This is a genomic window from Streptomyces sp. NPDC004134, assembly GCF_042874195.1.
In the GTDB taxonomy this organism is placed as follows: domain Bacteria; phylum Actinomycetota; class Actinomycetes; order Streptomycetales; family Streptomycetaceae; genus Streptomyces.
Genome location: NZ_JBIAMS010000036.1, coordinates 1 through 17603, shown reverse-complemented (window position 1 = coordinate 17603; position 17603 = coordinate 1). Strand labels below are relative to the sequence as shown.

The following is a 17603-nucleotide window of genomic DNA, read 5'->3' as shown; positions in this document are numbered from 1 at the left end:
GCACCAAAGAACATGAGAGTTTCATATGTCCAACGAGCCTCGTGAGCGTTGGGGAAACCGGGCAGGCTTCCTCTTCGCCGCGATCGGATCCGCGGTCGGTCTCGGCAATATCTGGCGCTTTCCCTACGTCGCCTACGACAACGGCGGCGGCGCCTTCCTTCTGCCGTATCTCGTGGCCCTGCTGACGGCGGGACTCCCGCTCCTGATCATGGAATACGTCATCGGCCGCCGCTACCGCTCCTCCCCGCCCGGCGCCTACCGCCAGCTCGCCCGCCCCGCCGAGGCCATCGGCTGGTGGCAGGTGGCGATCTGCTTCGTGATCTCCGCGTACTACGCGGTGATCCTGGCCTGGGCCGTCCGCTACGTCGGCTTCTCGATCGACGAGTCGTGGGGCGACGACCCCAACGCCTTCTTCGCCGAGGACTTCCTCAAGTCCGGCGAACCGGGCACCGTCTCCACCTTCGTGCCCGGCGTGATGTGGCCGCTGCTCGGGGTGTGGCTGGTCACACTCGTCATCCTCTGGCTCGGCGTGCGCCGCGGCATCGAGTGGGCCAACCGCGTCTTCATCCCGGCACTGCTGGTCTTCTTCGGCATCCTCGTGGTCCGCGCGGTCACCCTGGACGGCGCCGGCGAGGGCCTGGACGCCCTCTTCAAGCCGGACTGGGGGGCGCTGGGCGAGGGCAGCGTGTGGGTCGCCGCGTACGGGCAGATCTTCTTCTCGCTGTCCATCGGCTTCGGCATCATGATCACGTACGCCTCGTACCTGGGCCGCAAGTCGGACCTGTCCGGCTCCGCGCTCGTCGCCGGCTTCGCCAACAGCTCGTTCGAGATTCTGGCCGGCATCGGCGTGTTCTCGGTGCTCGGCTTCATGGCAGCGCAGCAGGGCGTGGGCGTGAACGAGCTGGCGACCTCGGGCGTCGGGCTGGCCTTCGTGGCGTTCCCGGCGATCATCTCCAGCATGCCGGGGGGCGCGTTCTTCGGCGTGATGTTCTTCCTGTCGCTGGTGATCGCCGGCCTGACCTCGCTGGTGAGCATCGTGCAGGTGCAGGTCGCCGCGGTCGAGGACCGTACGGGCCTGTCCCGCAGGGCGGCCGTCGCGATCGTCGGCGGCGTGCTCACCGCGGTGTCCGTGCTGGCGTTCGCCAACGACGGCGGGCTCACGCTGCTCGACGCCGCCGACCACTTCATCAACCAGTACGGCATCGTGCTCGCCGGCCTGGTGTCGGTCGTCGTCGTGGCCTGGGTGCTGCGCCGGCTGCCGCTGCTCCAGCGGGACGCCAACGCCACGTCCGCGGTGCGGATGGGGCGGGTGTGGCTGATATGCCTGGGGGTCGTCACGCCGCTGGTGCTCGGCTGGATGATGGTCGACAGCCTGCGCACCGAGCTGGACGAGAACTACGGCGGCTACCCCGGCTCGTTCCTCGGCTGGGCCGGCTGGGGCGTCGCCGCGGGTGCGCTGCTCGTCGGCGTGCTGGCCGCGCTGATCCCGTGGCGGCACCACGGCGACATCGGTGGCCGGGCGCCGGAGGCACGGCCCGTGGAGGACCCGGAACCGGTGAAGGAGGGCACCTGATGTCGGCGAGCGCCATCGTCATGCTTGTCGTCGCGATCGTGATCGTCTGGGGCGGCCTGGTCGCGGCGCTGCTGAAGCTGCGCAGCTTCCCGGACCAGCCGGACTAGGCCGGTAAGGACGCGCGGCCGGCACGGGCCCGGCCTGCATCCCCGCAGACCGGGCCCGTACGTCGTACGCCGCAGCGCCCGGGCGGCCTCAGGCCAGCCCGTACTTCGCCGCCGCCGCGGCGACCGTCTCCTTCTTCACCTCGCCCCGCCGCGCGAGCCGGTCCAGCACCGCCACGACGATCGACTCCGGGTCGACCCCGAAATGCCGGCGGGCCGCCTCGCGGGTGTCGGAGAGGCCGAAGCCGTCCGTGCCCAGCGAGGTGTACTCCTGCGGGACCCACTGCGCGATCTGGTCGGGCACCTGCCGCATCCAGTCGCTGACGGCGAGAACCGGGCCCGGTGCGCCTTCCAGAGCACGGGTGACGTAGGGGACCCGGTCCTCGCCGCGAAGCTGCGCCGCGTCACAGGACAGGGCGTCACGGCGCAGCTCGCTCCAGGAGGTGGCGGACCAGACGTCGGCCGCGACACCCCAGTCCTCGGCGAGCAGTCGCTGGGCGTCGAGCGCCCAGTGGATGGCGGTGCCGGAGGCGAGCACCTGGGCGCGCGGGGCGTCCTCGGTGGCCTCGGCAGTGGAGCCGGCAGTGGAGCCGGCGGGGGAGCCGGCGGGGGAGTCGGCGGTCCGGTAGCGGTAGAGGCCGCGGACGATGCCCTCCTCGACGCCCGCGGGCATCGGGGGCTGGACCTTCGGCTCGTTGTAGACGGTGAGGTAGTAGAAGACGTCCGGGTCCTCGCCGGGGGCTGCCTCCCCGTACATGCGGCGCAGCCCGTCCTTGACGATGACCGCCACCTCGTACGCGAACGCCGGGTCGTAGATCAGCGCCGCGGGGTTGGTGGAGGCGAGCAGCGGGGAGTGGCCGTCGGCGTGCTGGAGGCCCTCGCCGGTCATGGTGGTGCGTCCTGCGGTGGCGCCGATGACGAAGCCGCGGCCCAACTGGTCGGCGAGCGCCCAGAACTGGTCGCCGGTGCGCTGGAAGCCGAACATCGCGTAGAAGATGTAGAAGGGGATCATCGGCTCGCCGTGCGTCGCGTACGACGTGGCCGCGGCCGTGAAGGACGCCAGCGAACCGGCCTCCGTGATGCCCTCGTTGAGGATCTGCCCGTTCGCCGCCTCCTTGTAGTAGAGGAGCTGGTCGCGGTCGACGGGGTCGTAGCCCTGCCCGCGCGGGGAGTAGATCCCGGCGCTCGGGAAGAGCGATTCCATGCCGAACGTACGGGCCTCGTCCGGCACCACCGGCACCCAGCGGCGGCCGGTCTCCTTGTCCCGCATGAGGTCCTTGACCAGGCGGACGAACGCCATGGTCGTCGCGATCTCCTGGCTGCCCGAGCCCTTCGCGAGCGCGTCGAACGGCTTCGCCGACGGCTCCGGCAGCGCCACCGGGTGCACCCGGCGGGCCGGCGCGGGGCCGCCGAGGGCTGCGCGGCGCTCCTGGAGGTAGCGCACCTCGGGGGAGTCGGGGCCGGGGTGCGCGTACGGCACGAGGTCGCCGTCCAGCGCGCTGTCCGGGATGGGCAGCTCCAGCAGGTCCCGCATGTCGCGGAACTCGGCGCCGGTCAGCTTCTTCATCTGGTGGTTGGCGTTGCGCGACTCGAAGCCCTTGCCGAGGGTGTGGCCCTTGACGGTCTGCGCCAGGATCACGGTCGGCGCGCCCTCGTGCGCGACGGCGGCACGGTACGCGGCGTAGACCTTCCGCGGCTCGTGGCCGCCGCGGGAGAGGCGGAAGCAGTCGAGGATCTTGTCGTCGCTCAGCAGCTTCGCCAGCTCGGCGAGCGCGGGCTCGGCGCCGAAGAAGTGCTCGCGGATGTACGCGGCGTCGCGGGTGGCGTACGTCTGGAACTGCGCGTCCGGCACGGCCCGCAGCCGGCGGGCGAGCGCGCCGGTGGTGTCGAGCGCGAGCAGCTCGTCCCAGGCGGAGCCCCACAGCGACTTGACGACGTTCCAGCCGGCGCCGCGGAACTGGGCCTCCAGCTCCTGTACGACCTTGAAGTTGGCGCGTACGGGGCCGTCGAGGCGCTGGAGGTTGCAGTTGATGACGAAGGTGAGGTTGTCGAGCTGCTCGCGGGCGGCGAGGGCGAGCGCGGCGGTCGACTCGGGCTCGTCCATCTCGCCGTCGCCGAGGAAGGCCCACACGTGGCTGGCGGAGGTGTCCTTGATGCCGCGGTTGGCGAGGTAGCGGTTGAACCGCGCCTGGTAGATCGCGGAGATCGGGCCGAGGCCCATGGAGACCGTCGGGAACTCCCACAGCCACGGCAGCCGCCGCGGGTGCGGGTACGAGGGCAGCCCCTCGACGGCGCCGGGCGCGGCCTCCTGGCGGAACCGGTCGAGGTGGGCCTCGGTGAGCCGGCCGTCGAGGAAGGCGCGGGCGTAGATGCCGGGGGAGGCGTGGCCCTGGATGTAGAGCTGGTCGCCGGAGCCGGGGGCGCGGGGGTCGTCCTTGCCGCGGAAGAAGTGGTTGAAGCCGGTCTCGTAGAGCCAGGCCGCGGAGGCGAAGGTGGCGATGTGCCCCCCGAGCCCGAACCGGGACCCGCGGGTCACCATCGCGGCGGCGTTCCAGCGGTTCCACGCGGCGATGCGCCGCTCCAGCCCGGGGTCACCGGGCAGCTCGGGCTCGGCGGCGGTGGGGATGGTGTTGACGTACGGCGTCTCCAGCAACGCGGGCACGTCCAGACCGGCATCCCCGGCGTGCGCGACGGTACGGCGCAGCACCTGCGCGGCCCGGTCGGGCCCGGCGTGCCGCACCACCGCGTCCAGGGACTCCCGCCACTCGGCGGTCTCCTGCGGGTCGCGGTCGGGGAGCTGGTCGAGCTGACTCTGCATGGCAACTACCTCCTCGACCGAACTGTAAGTCTCCGATCGATGATCGATCAAAGGTTGGACGGCAAAATACTTCCGAAACCAAAAAGTAGGCATGCCGTGCCATCCCGCCGTGCACGCGGTGCCTGCGGCCGGCGCGGGTCGCCTCCGGCGCGGGCGGCGGCTCGTACGGGCTGAGCAGAGCGCCGGGGGCTCGGGGGCTTGGCGACCGGTCGTGTTCGGTGCGTGCCACCGGGGGTGCGGGCGGAGCCACGGGCTGGGGCAGGGGGCGGAGCCCCGTCGCGGTCGGCGTGCAGAACCCGGGGGTCGGTGCGTGGCACCGAGGGGGTGCGGGCGGAGCCACCGACTGGGGCTGGGGGCGGAGCCCCGTCGTGGTCGGGGTACGGCACCCGGGGGTCGGGGTGCAGTCCCCGGGGCCGTGGCGGGGCCCCGGGAGAGGGTGGCGCCCCCGGGGTCGGGCGGGGGGCGGTTATGCGGGGGCGCAGCCCAGGACGTGGGATTTGACCAGTTCTGCGATTGCCGGGTCGCGGCGGCGGAAGGCTTCGACGATGTCCGCGTGCTCCTCCGCGTACGACTGCTGGCGCGTGCCCAGCCAGCGGATCGCCAGCGACGTGTAGATCTCGATCCCCAGCGACTCCCACGTGTGCAGCAGCACGCTGTTCCCCGACGCCCGTACCAGCTCCCGGTGGAACGCCACCGTGTGCCTGACCTGCGACCCGCCGTCGCCCTTCGCGTCCGCCTCCCGCAGCGCCGCCACGTGCGGCTCCAGCGCCGAGACGTCCGTGGCCAGCCGCGGCGCCGCCAGCTCCGCCGCGATCTGCTCCAGGCCGGCCCGTACCGGATAGATCTCCTCCAGATCCGCCGCCGTCAGGTCGCGGACCCGTACGCCCTTGTTCGGCGCCGACTCGATCAGCCGCATGCTCTCCAGCTCGCGCAGCGCCTCGCGCACCGGCGTCTGGCTGACCTCCAGCTCGACCGCGATCCGCCGCTCCACGATCCGCTCGCCCGGCTTCCACCGGCCGCTGACGACGCCCTCCACGATGTGCTCGCGGATCTGCTCGCGCAGCGACGGGTGGACGACGGTAGGGGGCATCGGCATCTCCTCGGGTGCTCACACATACGCGCAGGGGGTGCAGACGAGAATACGGCGCCCCCGCCCGGACCGGAGCCGGACGGGGACGCCGCGGAGGTGCGCGTCAGCGTGCGTCAGCGCGCGAGGTGCCCTCGCTCAGTCGAAGGGATCACCGTTGTACTGCGGCTTGCGCAGCCGGTCGGGCGTGAGCGGGCTCATGTCCGTCACGTCGCGCGGCGAGAGCTGGAAGCCCTGCCAGTGCACCGGCATCGGCGTCTGGTCCTCGTCGCGGGCGATGTGGTGGAAGCCGACGTTCACCCAGACGATCGGGTGCTTGAGCTGCTCGCCGTTGGTGGCGGCGACGATGTCCTTCGAGCAGTTGGAGTCCCACCGCCGGTTGTGGTTCGGGAACTTCTCGCACTTCTTGTACTGCGTGAAGTACACGTCCTTGCTGGTGAACTTGCGCCCCGTGTAGCGCGCGCTGTTGTTGTGCACCAGCTCCCAGGACCGGGTGTGCCCGTCGCCGTTCTTGCCCGCCGTGCCGCTCACGCGCCACCAGCGGTGCTGGTCGGAGTTGCCCGACGTCTCCTTGGTGACGTTCTTGCGGGTCGTCTCCTGGGCCGGGTAGCCGCCCTCGCCGGTGCCGCTGCGGTCCGTGTCGTACTGCTGGATCTTCGCCGGGCGGGCACTGTCCGTCTGGAAGTCCAGCCGCCAGAAGATGTTGTGCTGGTGGCTGGTCGCGCGGTCGCGCGACTCCTTGCCGATCGGCCAGCCCTGCTTGTCCGAGGCGTCGAAGTCACCGGGGGAGAGGTTGCCGGTGGCGCCCTCCTTGGCGGTGATGGTGCCGTCGTCGGAGAAGTTCCACTGGGTGATGTAGTAGTAGTACCCCGCCGAGTGGATCGTGTAGACGACGAGGTCGTCGCCCTGCGCGCTGTCGTTGCGGCCGTTCTCCTCGCCGACGTCGAAGCTGTTGCCGAAGTGCGCGAAGCCGCGCGGCTGCTGGGTGACGCACACCGCGTCGTACGCCTCGCCGCCGACCTTCACCGGGCGGCGGGTGCCGCCGGGGCAGTCCTTCTCCTTCAGCGACACGGGCGACGTGCCGAGCGAGATGTCGGTGACGTCGTAGTACTCGATGCCGCCGTCGTCGTACGGCACGTGTATCTGGCCCAGCCGGGCGCTGTTGAGCACCGGGACGGCGTTGTTGGCGCCCTTCGGCTTGTACGAGATGTCCTCCAGGACCAGGCCCGCGTAGTCGTTGTTCCGGTAACACATCTGCCACTCGGTGCCGTTGGGCAGCTTGTGCGTGATCCGGTACTCCTCGCTGCAGTCCGGCGCCGCCGCCTGCGGCGCCTTCGGCGTCGCGGCGCCGGCCGTGGGCAGCGCCGCGGGCCCGGCGGCCGGGAGCAGCAGGACCAGGGCGGCGACGGCGCCCCCGCGCCAGGTCGAGGGGCGGCGCCAGAACGCGCCCCCGCGCCGGCCGGCGGGTGCGCCGGAGCCGGCGTCCGGCGCTTGTGGCCCGTGGGTCGTGGGGTTACGCATGGTGCACCTTCCGCTCGCTCAGGTCGATGACGAAGTCGCGGGTGTCGATCCACGGGCCGTCCTTGACCCGGGTGAAGAGCCGCACGCAGCGGTGCTCGCCGCACTTTTCCAGGCCGCCGGAGTCGCCCGGCCGCGCCTCGTACGTCATCCCCTGGACCTGCAACTGCCCGGCGCCGGTCAGCTCCTTGCCGGTCGCCGCCTTGTAGTCCTGCCGCAGTCCGGCCCCGGCGGGGCTGTCCACCAGCAGGTCGGCGGCGGCCTCCGCCTCCGGCGCGGCCGGCGGGGGCTGCGCGCCGGTGGACTCGACGGTGTCCACGACCTCGTTGCTGCTGAGGTTGACGCTCTTCTGGACGAGCGTGTCCCGCGCGTAGTCGTAGAAGTACACGTCGGCGATCCGGTCGTCGCCGGCGGTCACCGAGGAGTCGGCGAGGTCGGTGTTGACGAGCTGCGGCACGCCCTCGCGGCCCCTGACCCCCTCGCTCTCCGTACGCAGCGGCCGGTCCCCGGCGAGCGCCAGCTCCTCGGCGCGCTGCTCCTCGTCCGGCGTCAGCGGGTCGCTGCCGGTGCCCGTCTTCTCGCTCGGCAGCGGAGCGGTGCCCGGTCCCCCGGTGCCCGGCGTCCCCAGCGCGCCGGGTGCCGGGGACGATGCGGCCACCCCCGGATCCCCGTCCTGTCGGTCGTCGCCCGCCGCGCCGAGCGGCAGGGCCACGACGACGGCGGCCGCGGTGCCCGCGACGGCCGTCAACGCCCCCCATACGATGCGCTGTCGCATGCGGCGGCGGCCTCCCCCCGAAGTGCTCATGGGAAGTCCCTTCATATTGTTCGGTCTGGACCGATTAGATCGGCAGGATCGTTGTTCAGCACCCCGTTTCGGCCCTTCTGAACAATCCCCGAGGGCCGTCGTACGGCGCCGGCGGCGCGGTTTATCGTGGGGAGCGACCCGGGGGAGCAGGGGAGCAGGGCAGCAAGGGGGGTCCGCCCATGGGGCGGCGCGAGAAGCCCGTGGATCCGTCCGCGGGCCCGGTCCAGCGTTTCGCGTACGAGCTGCGCAAGCTGCGGGCCGAAGCAGGGGGACCGACCTACCGGCAGCTCGCCGCGCGCGGGCCGTACTCGGTGACGGCGCTGTCGCAGGCCGCCGCCGGCGACCGGCTGCCGTCGCTGCCGGTGGCGCTGGCGTACGCCGAAGCCTGCGGCGGCGACCGCGGCGAGTGGGAGTGGCGCTGGCGGCAGGCGGCGGCGGAGGACGCGGAGCAGCCGCTCCGGTACGGCGACACGGCGCCGCCGTACCGGGGCCTGGCGCGCTTCGAACCGGGCGACCGCGACCGGTTCTTCGGCCGCGACCGGCTCACGGCGGACCTCGTGGAGCTGGTCCGCGCCCGCCGCTTCGCGGCGGTCTTCGGCCCGTCGGGGAGCGGGAAGTCGTCGCTGCTGCGCGCGGGGCTCGTACCGGCGCTGCAGTCGGGGGGCGTACGGGGACGGGACGGCGAGGACGCGGAGGAGGCCGAGCACGGAGAGCAGACGCCGGGGGAGCCGGACGGGGGCGGCCGGGAGCCGGCCTGTCCGCCGCCCGCCGCGCTGCGGATCCTCACGCCCGGCGAGCACCCCGCGCGTGCGCACGCGGACGTGCTCGACGCGGCGCCGGGCGAGGGGGACACGTACCTCCTCGTCGACCAGTTCGAGGAGGTCTTCACCCTCTGCCAGGACCCCGGGGAGCGCGCCGCCTTCCTCGACCGCCTCCTCGCCGCCCGCGACCCGGCGCGCCGCCTGCGGGTGGTCATCGCCGTACGGGCCGACTTCTACGGCCGCTGCGCCGAGCACCGCGCGCTCACCGAGGCGCTGCGCGACGCCCAGTTGCTCGTCGGCCCGATGTCGCCCGCGGAGCTGCGCGAGGCGGTGGTCAAGCCCGCGGCGGCGGAGGGCCTGATCGTCGAACGCGCCCTGACGGCGCGCATCCTCAAGGACGTCGACGGCGAACCCGGCGCGCTCCCGCTGATGTCGCACGTCCTGCTGGAGACGTGGCACCGGCGGCGCGGCCGGTCGCTGACGGAGGAGGCGTACGAGGCGGCGGGAGGCGTCCGCGGCGCCATCGCGCGGACGGCGGAGCGGGTCTACGGAGAGCTGACGCCGCCGCAGCGGCAGGTCGCCCGCCGGGCACTGCTCCGCCTGGTCTCGCCGGGCGAGGGTTCCCAGGACACCCGCCGCCCGGCACCGCGGTCGGAGCTGGCGGAGATAGCGGCGCACGCGGGTGCCCCCGGCGGGAGCGGGCGGGATACGCGCGCCGACCCCGGCACGGCTCACCCCGGCACCGACCCCGCCCCCCGCGCCGACCACCGCCCCGCCCGGGACGATGCCGCCGCCGACGTCGGGTACGTGCTCGAACGGCTGGTCGAGGCCCGGCTGCTGACCCTCGACGACGACATCGTCGACCTCGCCCACGAAGCCCTCCTCACCGCCTGGCCCCGCCTGCGCGGCTGGATCGAGGAGGACCGCGAGCGCATGCGCGCCCTGCGCCGGCTCACCGAGGCAGCCCACGGCTGGGAGGAGCTGGACCGCGATCCCGGGGCGCTGTACCGGGGCAGCCGGCTCGCGCAGGCCGAGGAGTTGTTCGCGGACCGGCCGCAGGAGCTGACCGGCGGCGAGGCCGCGTTCCTCGCCGCCAGCCGGGCCGCCCGCGGCCGGGAGCGGCGCCGGTTCCGCGGCCTGCTCACCACGCTGGTCGCGCTGGTCGTCCTCGCCCTGGTCGCCGGCTCGTTCGCCTGGCAGCAGGACCGCGCCGCCGACGCCGAGCACCGCCGCGCCGAGGCCCGCCGCGTCGCCGCCGTCGCCGGGAGCCTGCGGTTCACCGATCCCGTACGGGCCATGCAGCTCAGCGTCGCCGCCTGGCGGCTCGCCGACACCCCGGAGACCCGCGGCGCCCTGCTCGGCGCGCTGCACCAGCGCGAGTCCGACTCGTTCGCGCTCCCCCAGGACGGCGAGCCGCGCGCGCAGCGCTTCCTCAGCGCCGACGGCCGCACCGTCACCAGCGTCGGCAAGGACCGTACCGAGCGCTGGGACGTCGCCACCCACCGCCGGCTCGACTCGGGGCCCGGCCTCGGCCACCCCGTCGACGAGTCCGACTTCGACGTCTCGCCCGACGGCCGCACCCTCGCCGTCGCCGACGACGACGGCGGCGTGCGGCTGCGCCCCGGCCGCCGCGGCGAAATCCCCGGCTCGACGGGCTGGTTCGGGCCCAGCGGCCGGACGTACGTGTCGAACACCTGGTCCTTCGACGGCGAGCGGACGCGTCTCGCGCTCTACGACGTCGGCAGCCGCAAGAAGCTCTTCTCCTATGAGGCGGTCACCGGCGACACCGGCTGGTTCAGCCACGTCAGCCCCGACGACCGGCTCGTCGTCGTGTGCCCGGACAGCGGCGTGCCCGAGGTGTGGCACACGGGCGCGCGGCAGCGCGTGCTGCGCGCGTACCCCGCCGCCCGCGACGCCTGCGGCGCCGACACGACGGCGCTGGAGTTCACGCCCGACAGCCGCGGGATCGTCGTGATGAACGACTCCGGCTTCCGCGTGCTGGACGTGGCCACGGGGCGGAAGCGGCTGGAGGTGGAGCGCGAGGGGCTGTCGGAGATCGAGTTCAGCAGGGACGGCTCGCTGGTCGCCGCCGTGGGCCCGGACGAGCTGATCGTGTGGCGCACCGCCGACGCCTCGGCGCCGGTGCTGCGCCATCCGCTGGTCAGCGAGTACGCGACGGAGCTGCGGGTGACGCCGGGCAACAGGGAGCTGCGGTATCTCAGCGGCCTGTCCGGGCACGTCGTCCGTACCGTGCGGCTGGACGGCATCGCGGGCGCCGGCTGGCACGAACGGCGGCTGGAGGGCGCGGCGTTCAGCCCGGACGGCGGCAAGCTGGTCACCGCCCGCCGCTCGGGGGCGCGCGGCGTCTTCGAGGTACGCGACATGCGCGGCGGCCGGACGCCGCAGACGCCGCCCCCGCTGCCCTGCCGGGTGCCGGAGGGGCTGGATCCGGTCGCGGACTTCTGCATTCCGCTGATGGCGTTCAGCCCGGACGGCCGGCGGCTGGCGTACGCGCTGCCGAGCGTGCTGGGCGACGAGCCGGAGCGGGTGCACGTGTGGGACACGGCGAAGGGCCGGATCGTACGGACGCTGGTCGTCACGCCGGACCCGGCGCGGGCCAACCCGCTCGACAGCCTGGCGTACGGGGCGGGCGGCAAGCTGATCCTCTCCCGGATACCCGACCGGGAGTCCCTGGAGGTGTGGGACGTCTCGCGCGGCGAGCGCGTGCGGCGGCTGCGCGACACCGGCGGCGATCCGCTGGCCCTGCACCCCGGCGGCAGGCTGCTCGCCACGGGCGACGACCAGCTCGTCGCGCTGCGCGGGGGGCGGGTGACGCCGCGGCCGCTGGCGCAGGACGGGGTGCGCTCCGTGGAGTTCAGCCCGGACGGGCGCTTCCTCGCCGCGGGCGACGACTCCGGCCGCATCACGCTGTGGGACGGCGAGGGCCGGCGCCGCCTCGGGGTCCTGCCCGGTACGTACCGGGGGATGCAGACGGGTGCGGCGGAGCCGGCGACGGCGCTGGCGTTCTCGCCGGACGGGCGGACGCTGGCGGTCGCGGGGCACTCGGGGACGCTGCGGCTGTGGGACACCGCGTCGAACCAGTCGCTGGGCGGCAATCTGCCGACCGCGGGAGACGAGCTGCTGGCGGTCTCCTTCAGCCCCGACGGCAGCGAGATCTACGCGGTCGGGCGGCACACCGCGCCGCGCGCCTACCCGGCGGATCCGGAGCGGGCGCGGCAGGCGGTGTGCGCCCGCGCGGGCGGCGGTCTGTCACGGGCGGACTGGGAGGCGTACCTGCCGGGGACGCCGTACCGGGACACCTGCTGAGCCGGCTCGGCCCAGGCCCCCACCCACCGGGAACACGACCGCGCCCCCGCCCGGGCTGCTGCTCGGAACGGGGGCGCGGCCGGTGCGTACGGAACTACCGGAGCGCTCGCCTCACAGGCCGATCTCGCTCTCGAACTCGCCCGCCTCCAGCAGGCCCTTGACCGCCCCCAGGTAGCGGGCGGCGTCGGCGCCGTCCACCAGGCGGTGGTCGTAGGAGAGCGTCAGATACGTCATGTGCCGCACGGCGATCGTCTCGCCCAGCTCCGGGTGGTCGACGACCGTCGGACGCTTGACGGTGGCGCCGAGGCCCAGGATGGCGACCTGGTTCGGCGGCACGATGATCGTGTCGAACAGCGCGCCGCGCGAGCCGGTGTTGCTGATGGTGAAGGTCGCGCCGGACACCTCGTCCGGGGTGATCTTGTTGCTGCGGACCTTGTCCGCCAGCTCCGCCGTCTTCCTGGCGATGCCGGCGATGTTGAGGTCGCCCGCGCCCTTGATGACCGGGGTCATCAGGCCCTTCTCCGTGTCCACCGCGATACCGACGTTCTCGGTGTCGAAGTAGCTGATCGTGCCCTCGTCCTCGTTGATACGGGCGTTGACGACCGGGTGGGCCTTCAGCGCCTGGACGGCGGCCTTGACGAAGAACGGCATCGGCGAGAGCTTCACGCCCTCGCGCTGGGCGAACGCGTCCTTGGCCCGGGCCCGCATCCGCATGATGCGGGTGACGTCCACCTCGACCACGGTGGACAACTGGGCCTGCTCGTGCAGGGCGCGCATCATGTTGTCGCCGATGAGCTTGCGGATGCGCGGCATCTTCACGGTCTGGCCGCGCAGCGGCGACGCCTCCAGCACGGGCGCCGCGGGCCGGCCCGCCGAGGGCGCCGCGGTGGCGGCGGCCGGGGCGGAGGCGGCGGCGCGGGCGGCCTGCTCGGCGGCGGCGACGACGTCCTGCTTGCGGATCCGGCCGCCGACGCCGGAGCCCTTGACGGTGGCCAGGTCGACGCCGGACTCGGCGGCGAGCTTGCGCACCAGGGGGGTGACGTACGCGCCCTCGGCGGCGGGTACGGGCGCCGGAGCCGCGGCGGCGGGAGCCGGAGCGGCCGGCGCCGGGGTGGGCGCCGGAGCGGGCTGCGCCGGCGGCGCGGGCGGGGCCGGCTGTGCCGGCGCGGGAGCCGGAGCCGGCGGAGCGGCGGGTGCCGCGGCCGGGGCGGGCGCCGCGGCGGCGGGTGCGGGCGCAGGAGCCGGAGCCGGGGCCGGGGCGGCGGGCGCGGCAGCCGCCGGAGCGGCCGCGCCGCTGCCGATGACCGCCAGCTTCGCGCCGACCTCCGCCGTCTCGTCCTCCTGGACCACGATCTCCAGCAGCGTGCCGGACGCCGGGGAGGGGATCTCGGTGTCGACCTTGTCGGTGGAGATCTCCAGCAGCGGCTCGTCGGCCTCGACCTGCTCGCCGACCTGCTTCAGCCAGCGGGTCACGGTGCCCTCCGTGACCGACTCGCCCAGCTCGGGCAGCGTGACGTCGGTGCCCTGGGCACCCCCGGCCTGTGCGGGCGCGGGCTGCTGGGGCGCCGCGGGCGCGGGCGGGGCCTCGACCGGAGCCGGAGCCTGAGCCTGCGCCGGAGCCGGGGCGGGCTCCTGGGCCGGTGCGGCGGGCGGGGCCGGGGGGGCCGCGGCCTGCGCCGCGGCCGGCGCGGGCGCCGCCGCGGCACCGCCGGTGCCGTCGTCGATCACGGCCAGTTCAGCGCCGATCTCGACGGTCTCGTCCTCGGCCACCTTGATGGAGGACAGCACTCCGGCGGCGGGGGAGGGGATCTCGGTGTCGACCTTGTCGGTGGAGACCTCGAGCAACGGCTCGTCGGCCTCGACGCTCTCGCCCTCGGCCTTGAGCCAGCGCGTGACGGTGCCCTCGGTGACGCTCTCACCGAGCGCCGGCAGGGTTACGGAAACCGCCATGGTTTCGGTTGCTCCTAACGATCTTTGGGGGATGGTGGGCGTGTGTCCGTGGCTCAGTCGTGAGCGTGGAGCGGCTTGCCGGCCAGCGCCAGATGGGCCTCGCCGAGCGCTTCGTTCTGCGTCGGGTGTGCGTGGACGAGCTGGGCCACCTCGGCCGGCAGCGCCTCCCAGTTGTAGATGAGCTGCGCCTCGCCGACCTGCTCGCCCATGCGGTCGCCGACCATGTGCACGCCGACCACGGGGCCGTCCTTGACCTGGACGAGCTTGATCTCGCCCGAGGTCTTGAGGATCTTGCTCTTGCCGTTGCCCCCCAGGTTGTACTTCAGCGCCACGACCTTGTCGGCACCGTACTTCTCCTTGGCCTTCTCCTCCGTGATGCCCACGGACGCGACCTCGGGGTGGCAGTACGTCACCCGCGGCACGCCGTCGTAGTCGATCGGCACCACGTCGAGCCCGGCCAGCCGCTCCGCGATGAGGATGCCCTCGCCGAAGCCGACGTGCGCGAGCTGGAGGACCGGGGTCAGGTCGCCGACGGCGGAGATCGTGGGCACGTTGGTGCGCTTGTACGGGTCCGTCAGGACGAAGCCGCGGTCCATGGCCACGCCCTGCTCCTCGTAGCCCAGGCCCTGCGACACCGGGCCGCGGCCGACCGCGACCAGCAGCAGCTCGGCCTCGAACTCCTTGCCGTCGGCGAGGGTGACCTTGACGCCGTCCTGGGTGTACTCCGCCTTCTCGAAGAAGGTGCCCAGGTTGAACTTGATGCCGCGCTTGCGGAAGGCCCGCTCCAGCAGCTTGGAGCTGTTCTCGTCCTCGGCCGGCACCAGGTGCTTGAGGCCCTCGATGATCGTCACGTCGGCGCCGAAGGACTTCCACGCGGAGGCGAACTCCACGCCGATGACGCCGCCGCCCAGCACGATCGCCGACTTCGGCACCCGGTCCAGGGTCAGCGCGTGCTCGGAGGCGATGATGCGGTTGCCGTCGATCTCCAGGCCCGGCAGGGACTTCGAGTAGGAACCGGTGGCGAGCAGTACGTGCCGCCCGGTGTACCGCTGGCCGTTCACGTCCACCGAGGTCGGCGAGGACAGCCGGCCCTCGCCCTCCACGACGGTGACCTTGCGGGAGGCGATGAGTCCCTGGAGCCCCTTGTAGAGGCCGGCGACCACGCCGTCCTTGTACTTGTGCACGCCGGCCATGTCGATGCCGTCGAGCGAGGTGTTCACCCCGAAGGATGCGCCTTCGCGCGCCTGGTCGGCGAGCTCCCCGGCGTGCAGCAGCGCCTTCGTCGGGATGCATCCTCGGTGCAGGCAGGTGCCGCCCACCTTGTCCTTCTCGATCAGGGCGACGTCAAGACCAAGCTGAGCGCCTCGCAGGGCGGCGGCATAGCCACCGCTGCCGCCTCCGAGGATCACCAGGTCGAAAACGGTGCTGGCGTCGTTCGCCACGTCACGTCCTCCATGCATGTGCGCCGGTGGCCGGCCGTGGTGCGGCCGGGCGGCGGCTCCTTATCGGCCGCTCTACTACTGAGGCCCTGTCCTGCCACCAGCCATCTTCGCACTTGTCGACGGAAGACGGAGACGCGGGCCGCACCCCGCCGGTCCCGGGACCGGTCACCGGCGGGCTGCGGTGCACGTCAGACCAGGTCGCCGTGCGCCGCCTCCTCGGCGATCGCGACCAGGGTGCGGACCGCGGAGCCGGTGCCGCCCTTCGGGGTGTAGCCGAAAGGACCCGAGGTGTTGAAGGCCGGGCCCGCGATGTCCAGGTGCGCCCAGGTGATGCCGTCGCCGACGAACTCCTCCAGGAAGAGCCCGGCCACCAGCCCGCCGCCCATCCGCTCGCCCATGTTGGCGATGTCGGCGATCGGGGACTCCATGCCCTTCTTCAGCTCCGGCGGCATCGGCATCGGCCAGGACTGCTCGCCCGCCGCCTCGGCGAGGACGTGGATCCGGGTCCTGAAGGCGTCGTCGTTGGCCATGATCCCGAAGGTGCGGTTGCCCAGCGCCAGCACCATGGCACCGGTGAGGGTCGCCACGTCGATCATGTAGTCGGGCTTCTCCTCCGACGCCTTCGTCAGCGCGTCGGCGAGGACCAGCCGGCCCTCGGCGTCGGTGTTCAGCACCTCGACGGTCTTGCCGCTGTACATCCGCAGCACGTCGCCCGGGCGGGTGGCGGAGCCGGAGGGCATGTTCTCGGCGAGCGCCAGCCAGCCGGTGACGTTCACCGGCAGCTCCAGCCGGGCGGCCGCGGAGACGGCGGCGAGCACGGCGGCGGCGCCGCTCATGTCGCACTTCATCGTCTCGTTGTGGCCCGCGGGCTTGAGCGAGATGCCGCCCGAGTCGTACGTGATGCCCTTGCCGACCAGCGCGATCGTCTGCTCGGCCTTCGGGTGCCGGTGCTCCAGGCGGACCAGCCGGGGCGGGGTCTGCGAGCCCTGGCCGACGCCGAGCAGGCCGCCGTAGCCACCCTTGGCGAGCGCCTTCTCATCGGTCACCGTGACCTTGAAGCCGTGCTCCTTGCCGGCCTGCTGGGCGGCGGCGGCGAAGCCGGTGGGGTCCAGGTCGTTGGACGGGATGTTGATCAGGTCGCGGGCCCGGTTGACCTCGTCGGCGAGGACGACGGCGCGCTCGACGGCGGCGCGGTGGGCCTTGTCGCGCTTGCCGCCGAGGAGGGCGATCTCGCCGAGCGCCGCCTTGGCGCCGCCGTTCGCCTTGCCCTTCGCGGCCTTGCCGGCCTTGGTGCCCTTGGCACCCTTGTCGTCCTTGTCGTCGGCGGCCGCGCCGCCGTCGCGGTAGGCGTTGAAGGCGTACGCGCCCAGCAGCGCGCCCTCCGCCACGGCGGCGGTGTCGTCGGCGACGTCCAGCGGCAGCGCGAACGCGGCCTTCTTCGCGCCGGCCAGCGCGCGGGCGGCGCTGCCCGCGGCGCGGCGCAGGGTCTCCGTGTCGTAGCCGGTGCCCTTCTCGGGTACGGCGCCGAGGCCGACGGCGACGACGACGGGTGCCTTGAGGCCGTCGGGGGCGGGCAGCTTCGTGATCTCGCCCTCGCCGCCGGACGCCCCGAGGGCCTCCAGCACGGCGCCCAGCTTCCCGCCGTACGCCTCGTCGACGGCCTCGGCGCCGGGGGCCGGCACGGGCCCCTTGGGGCTCTTGGCCACGCCCACGACGACGGCGTCCGCACGCAGGCCGGTGGCGGACGAGGAACTGAGAGTCAGAGCAGTCACGGTGGTGGTGATCCATTCTCGGTGCGGTTTCGGGGGGTGTACGCGGCATCGTATGCGGTACGGCGCCGGTGCAGGGCGGCGGGTTGACGGCGGGTTTCCCCGCGTACGGGCAGGTGGCGGGGACCCGCCGCGGGGCGCCACGGCGGGTCTGCGGGCGCCTGCGGGCCGGGCGCCGATTCCCGCGCGGATCCCGCGCCGGCCCCCGCCGTTCGCCCGAAGTGCGGACGGCGGCAGGTTGACGCCGGGTGCCCGCCGGGGGCGGTACGGCGGTGAACAGGGGGTGCGCGCGGCGGTCTTGGGAAGCGCGGCGGGCGGCGGGGACGGGGCGCGGGTGCGGCGGGCGGTGCCGGACAGGGCCTAGGTGTATTGCCCTGAAGCGTTGTTGACGCGGGTGATGGGTGGTTGGCCGTCGAGTGCGGTGTGGCATCGGTGGTGGTTGTAGTTGT

Annotated in this window: 10 protein-coding genes; 3 read left to right on the top strand and 7 right to left on the bottom strand. The window is 73.5% G+C overall.

What is annotated here, in order from left to right:
* Positions 1-25 precede the first annotated feature (25 nt).
* Both ACFYVJ_RS32340 and ACFYVJ_RS32335 read left to right on the top strand, forming a co-directional pair.
* Positions 26-1573, top strand: coding sequence for a sodium-dependent transporter (locus ACFYVJ_RS32340; protein ID WP_388899230.1), 1548 nt, complete (start codon positions 26-28; stop codon positions 1571-1573).
* Positions 1573-1680, top strand: coding sequence for a methionine/alanine import family NSS transporter small subunit (locus ACFYVJ_RS32335; protein ID WP_078563802.1), 108 nt, complete (start codon positions 1573-1575; stop codon positions 1678-1680). Before ACFYVJ_RS32340 ends, ACFYVJ_RS32335 begins: the two co-directional genes overlap by 1 nt.
* 88 nt (positions 1681-1768) lie before the next feature.
* Here ACFYVJ_RS32335 and aceE read toward each other — a convergent pair whose 3' ends face one another.
* The 4 genes from aceE to ACFYVJ_RS32315 all read right to left on the bottom strand — a co-directional run bounded on the left by aceE (position 1769) and on the right by ACFYVJ_RS32315 (position 7848).
* Positions 1769-4495, bottom strand: coding sequence for a pyruvate dehydrogenase (acetyl-transferring), homodimeric type (gene aceE / locus ACFYVJ_RS32330; protein ID WP_388899227.1), 2727 nt, complete (start codon positions 4493-4495; stop codon positions 1769-1771).
* A gap of 466 nt (positions 4496-4961) precedes the next feature.
* Positions 4962-5585 (bottom strand): GntR family transcriptional regulator, encoded by a 624-nt coding sequence (locus ACFYVJ_RS32325; protein WP_388899224.1) that lies wholly within the window; start codon positions 5583-5585, stop codon positions 4962-4964.
* A gap of 135 nt (positions 5586-5720) precedes the next feature.
* Positions 5721-7103 carry a copper amine oxidase gene (locus ACFYVJ_RS32320; RefSeq protein WP_388899221.1) on the bottom strand — a complete coding sequence of 461 codons (1383 nt, stop codon included), beginning with the start codon at positions 7101-7103 and terminating at the stop codon, positions 5721-5723.
* On the bottom strand, positions 7096-7848 hold the full coding sequence (locus ACFYVJ_RS32315) for a hypothetical protein (RefSeq protein ID WP_388899357.1): 753 nt from the start codon (positions 7846-7848) through the stop codon (positions 7096-7098). The genes ACFYVJ_RS32320 and ACFYVJ_RS32315 overlap by 8 nt, the downstream gene beginning before the upstream one ends.
* A 236-nt stretch (positions 7849-8084) precedes the next feature.
* On the opposite strand from ACFYVJ_RS32315, the gene ACFYVJ_RS32310 reads away from it, so the two are divergent.
* The gene (locus ACFYVJ_RS32310) at positions 8085-11993 is read left to right on the top strand and encodes a DNA-binding protein (RefSeq protein ID WP_388899219.1); all 3909 of its coding nucleotides are present in this window, start codon (positions 8085-8087) and stop codon (positions 11991-11993) included.
* 111 nt (positions 11994-12104) lie between these two features.
* On the opposite strand, the gene sucB is transcribed toward ACFYVJ_RS32310, so the two are convergent.
* The 3 genes from sucB to ACFYVJ_RS32295 form a co-directional block, all read right to left on the bottom strand.
* The gene (gene sucB, locus ACFYVJ_RS32305) at positions 12105-13943 is read right to left on the bottom strand and encodes a 2-oxoglutarate dehydrogenase, E2 component, dihydrolipoamide succinyltransferase (RefSeq protein ID WP_388899217.1); all 1839 of its coding nucleotides are present in this window, start codon (positions 13941-13943) and stop codon (positions 12105-12107) included.
* Positions 13944-13996: 53 nt separating this feature from the next.
* The gene (gene lpdA / locus ACFYVJ_RS32300) at positions 13997-15385 is read right to left on the bottom strand and encodes a dihydrolipoyl dehydrogenase (RefSeq protein ID WP_388899214.1); all 1389 of its coding nucleotides are present in this window, start codon (positions 15383-15385) and stop codon (positions 13997-13999) included.
* Positions 15386-15573: 188 nt separating this feature from the next.
* Positions 15574-17157 (bottom strand): leucyl aminopeptidase, encoded by a 1584-nt coding sequence (locus ACFYVJ_RS32295; RefSeq protein ID WP_388899212.1) that lies wholly within the window; start codon positions 17155-17157, stop codon positions 15574-15576.
* Positions 17158-17603 lie beyond the last annotated feature (446 nt).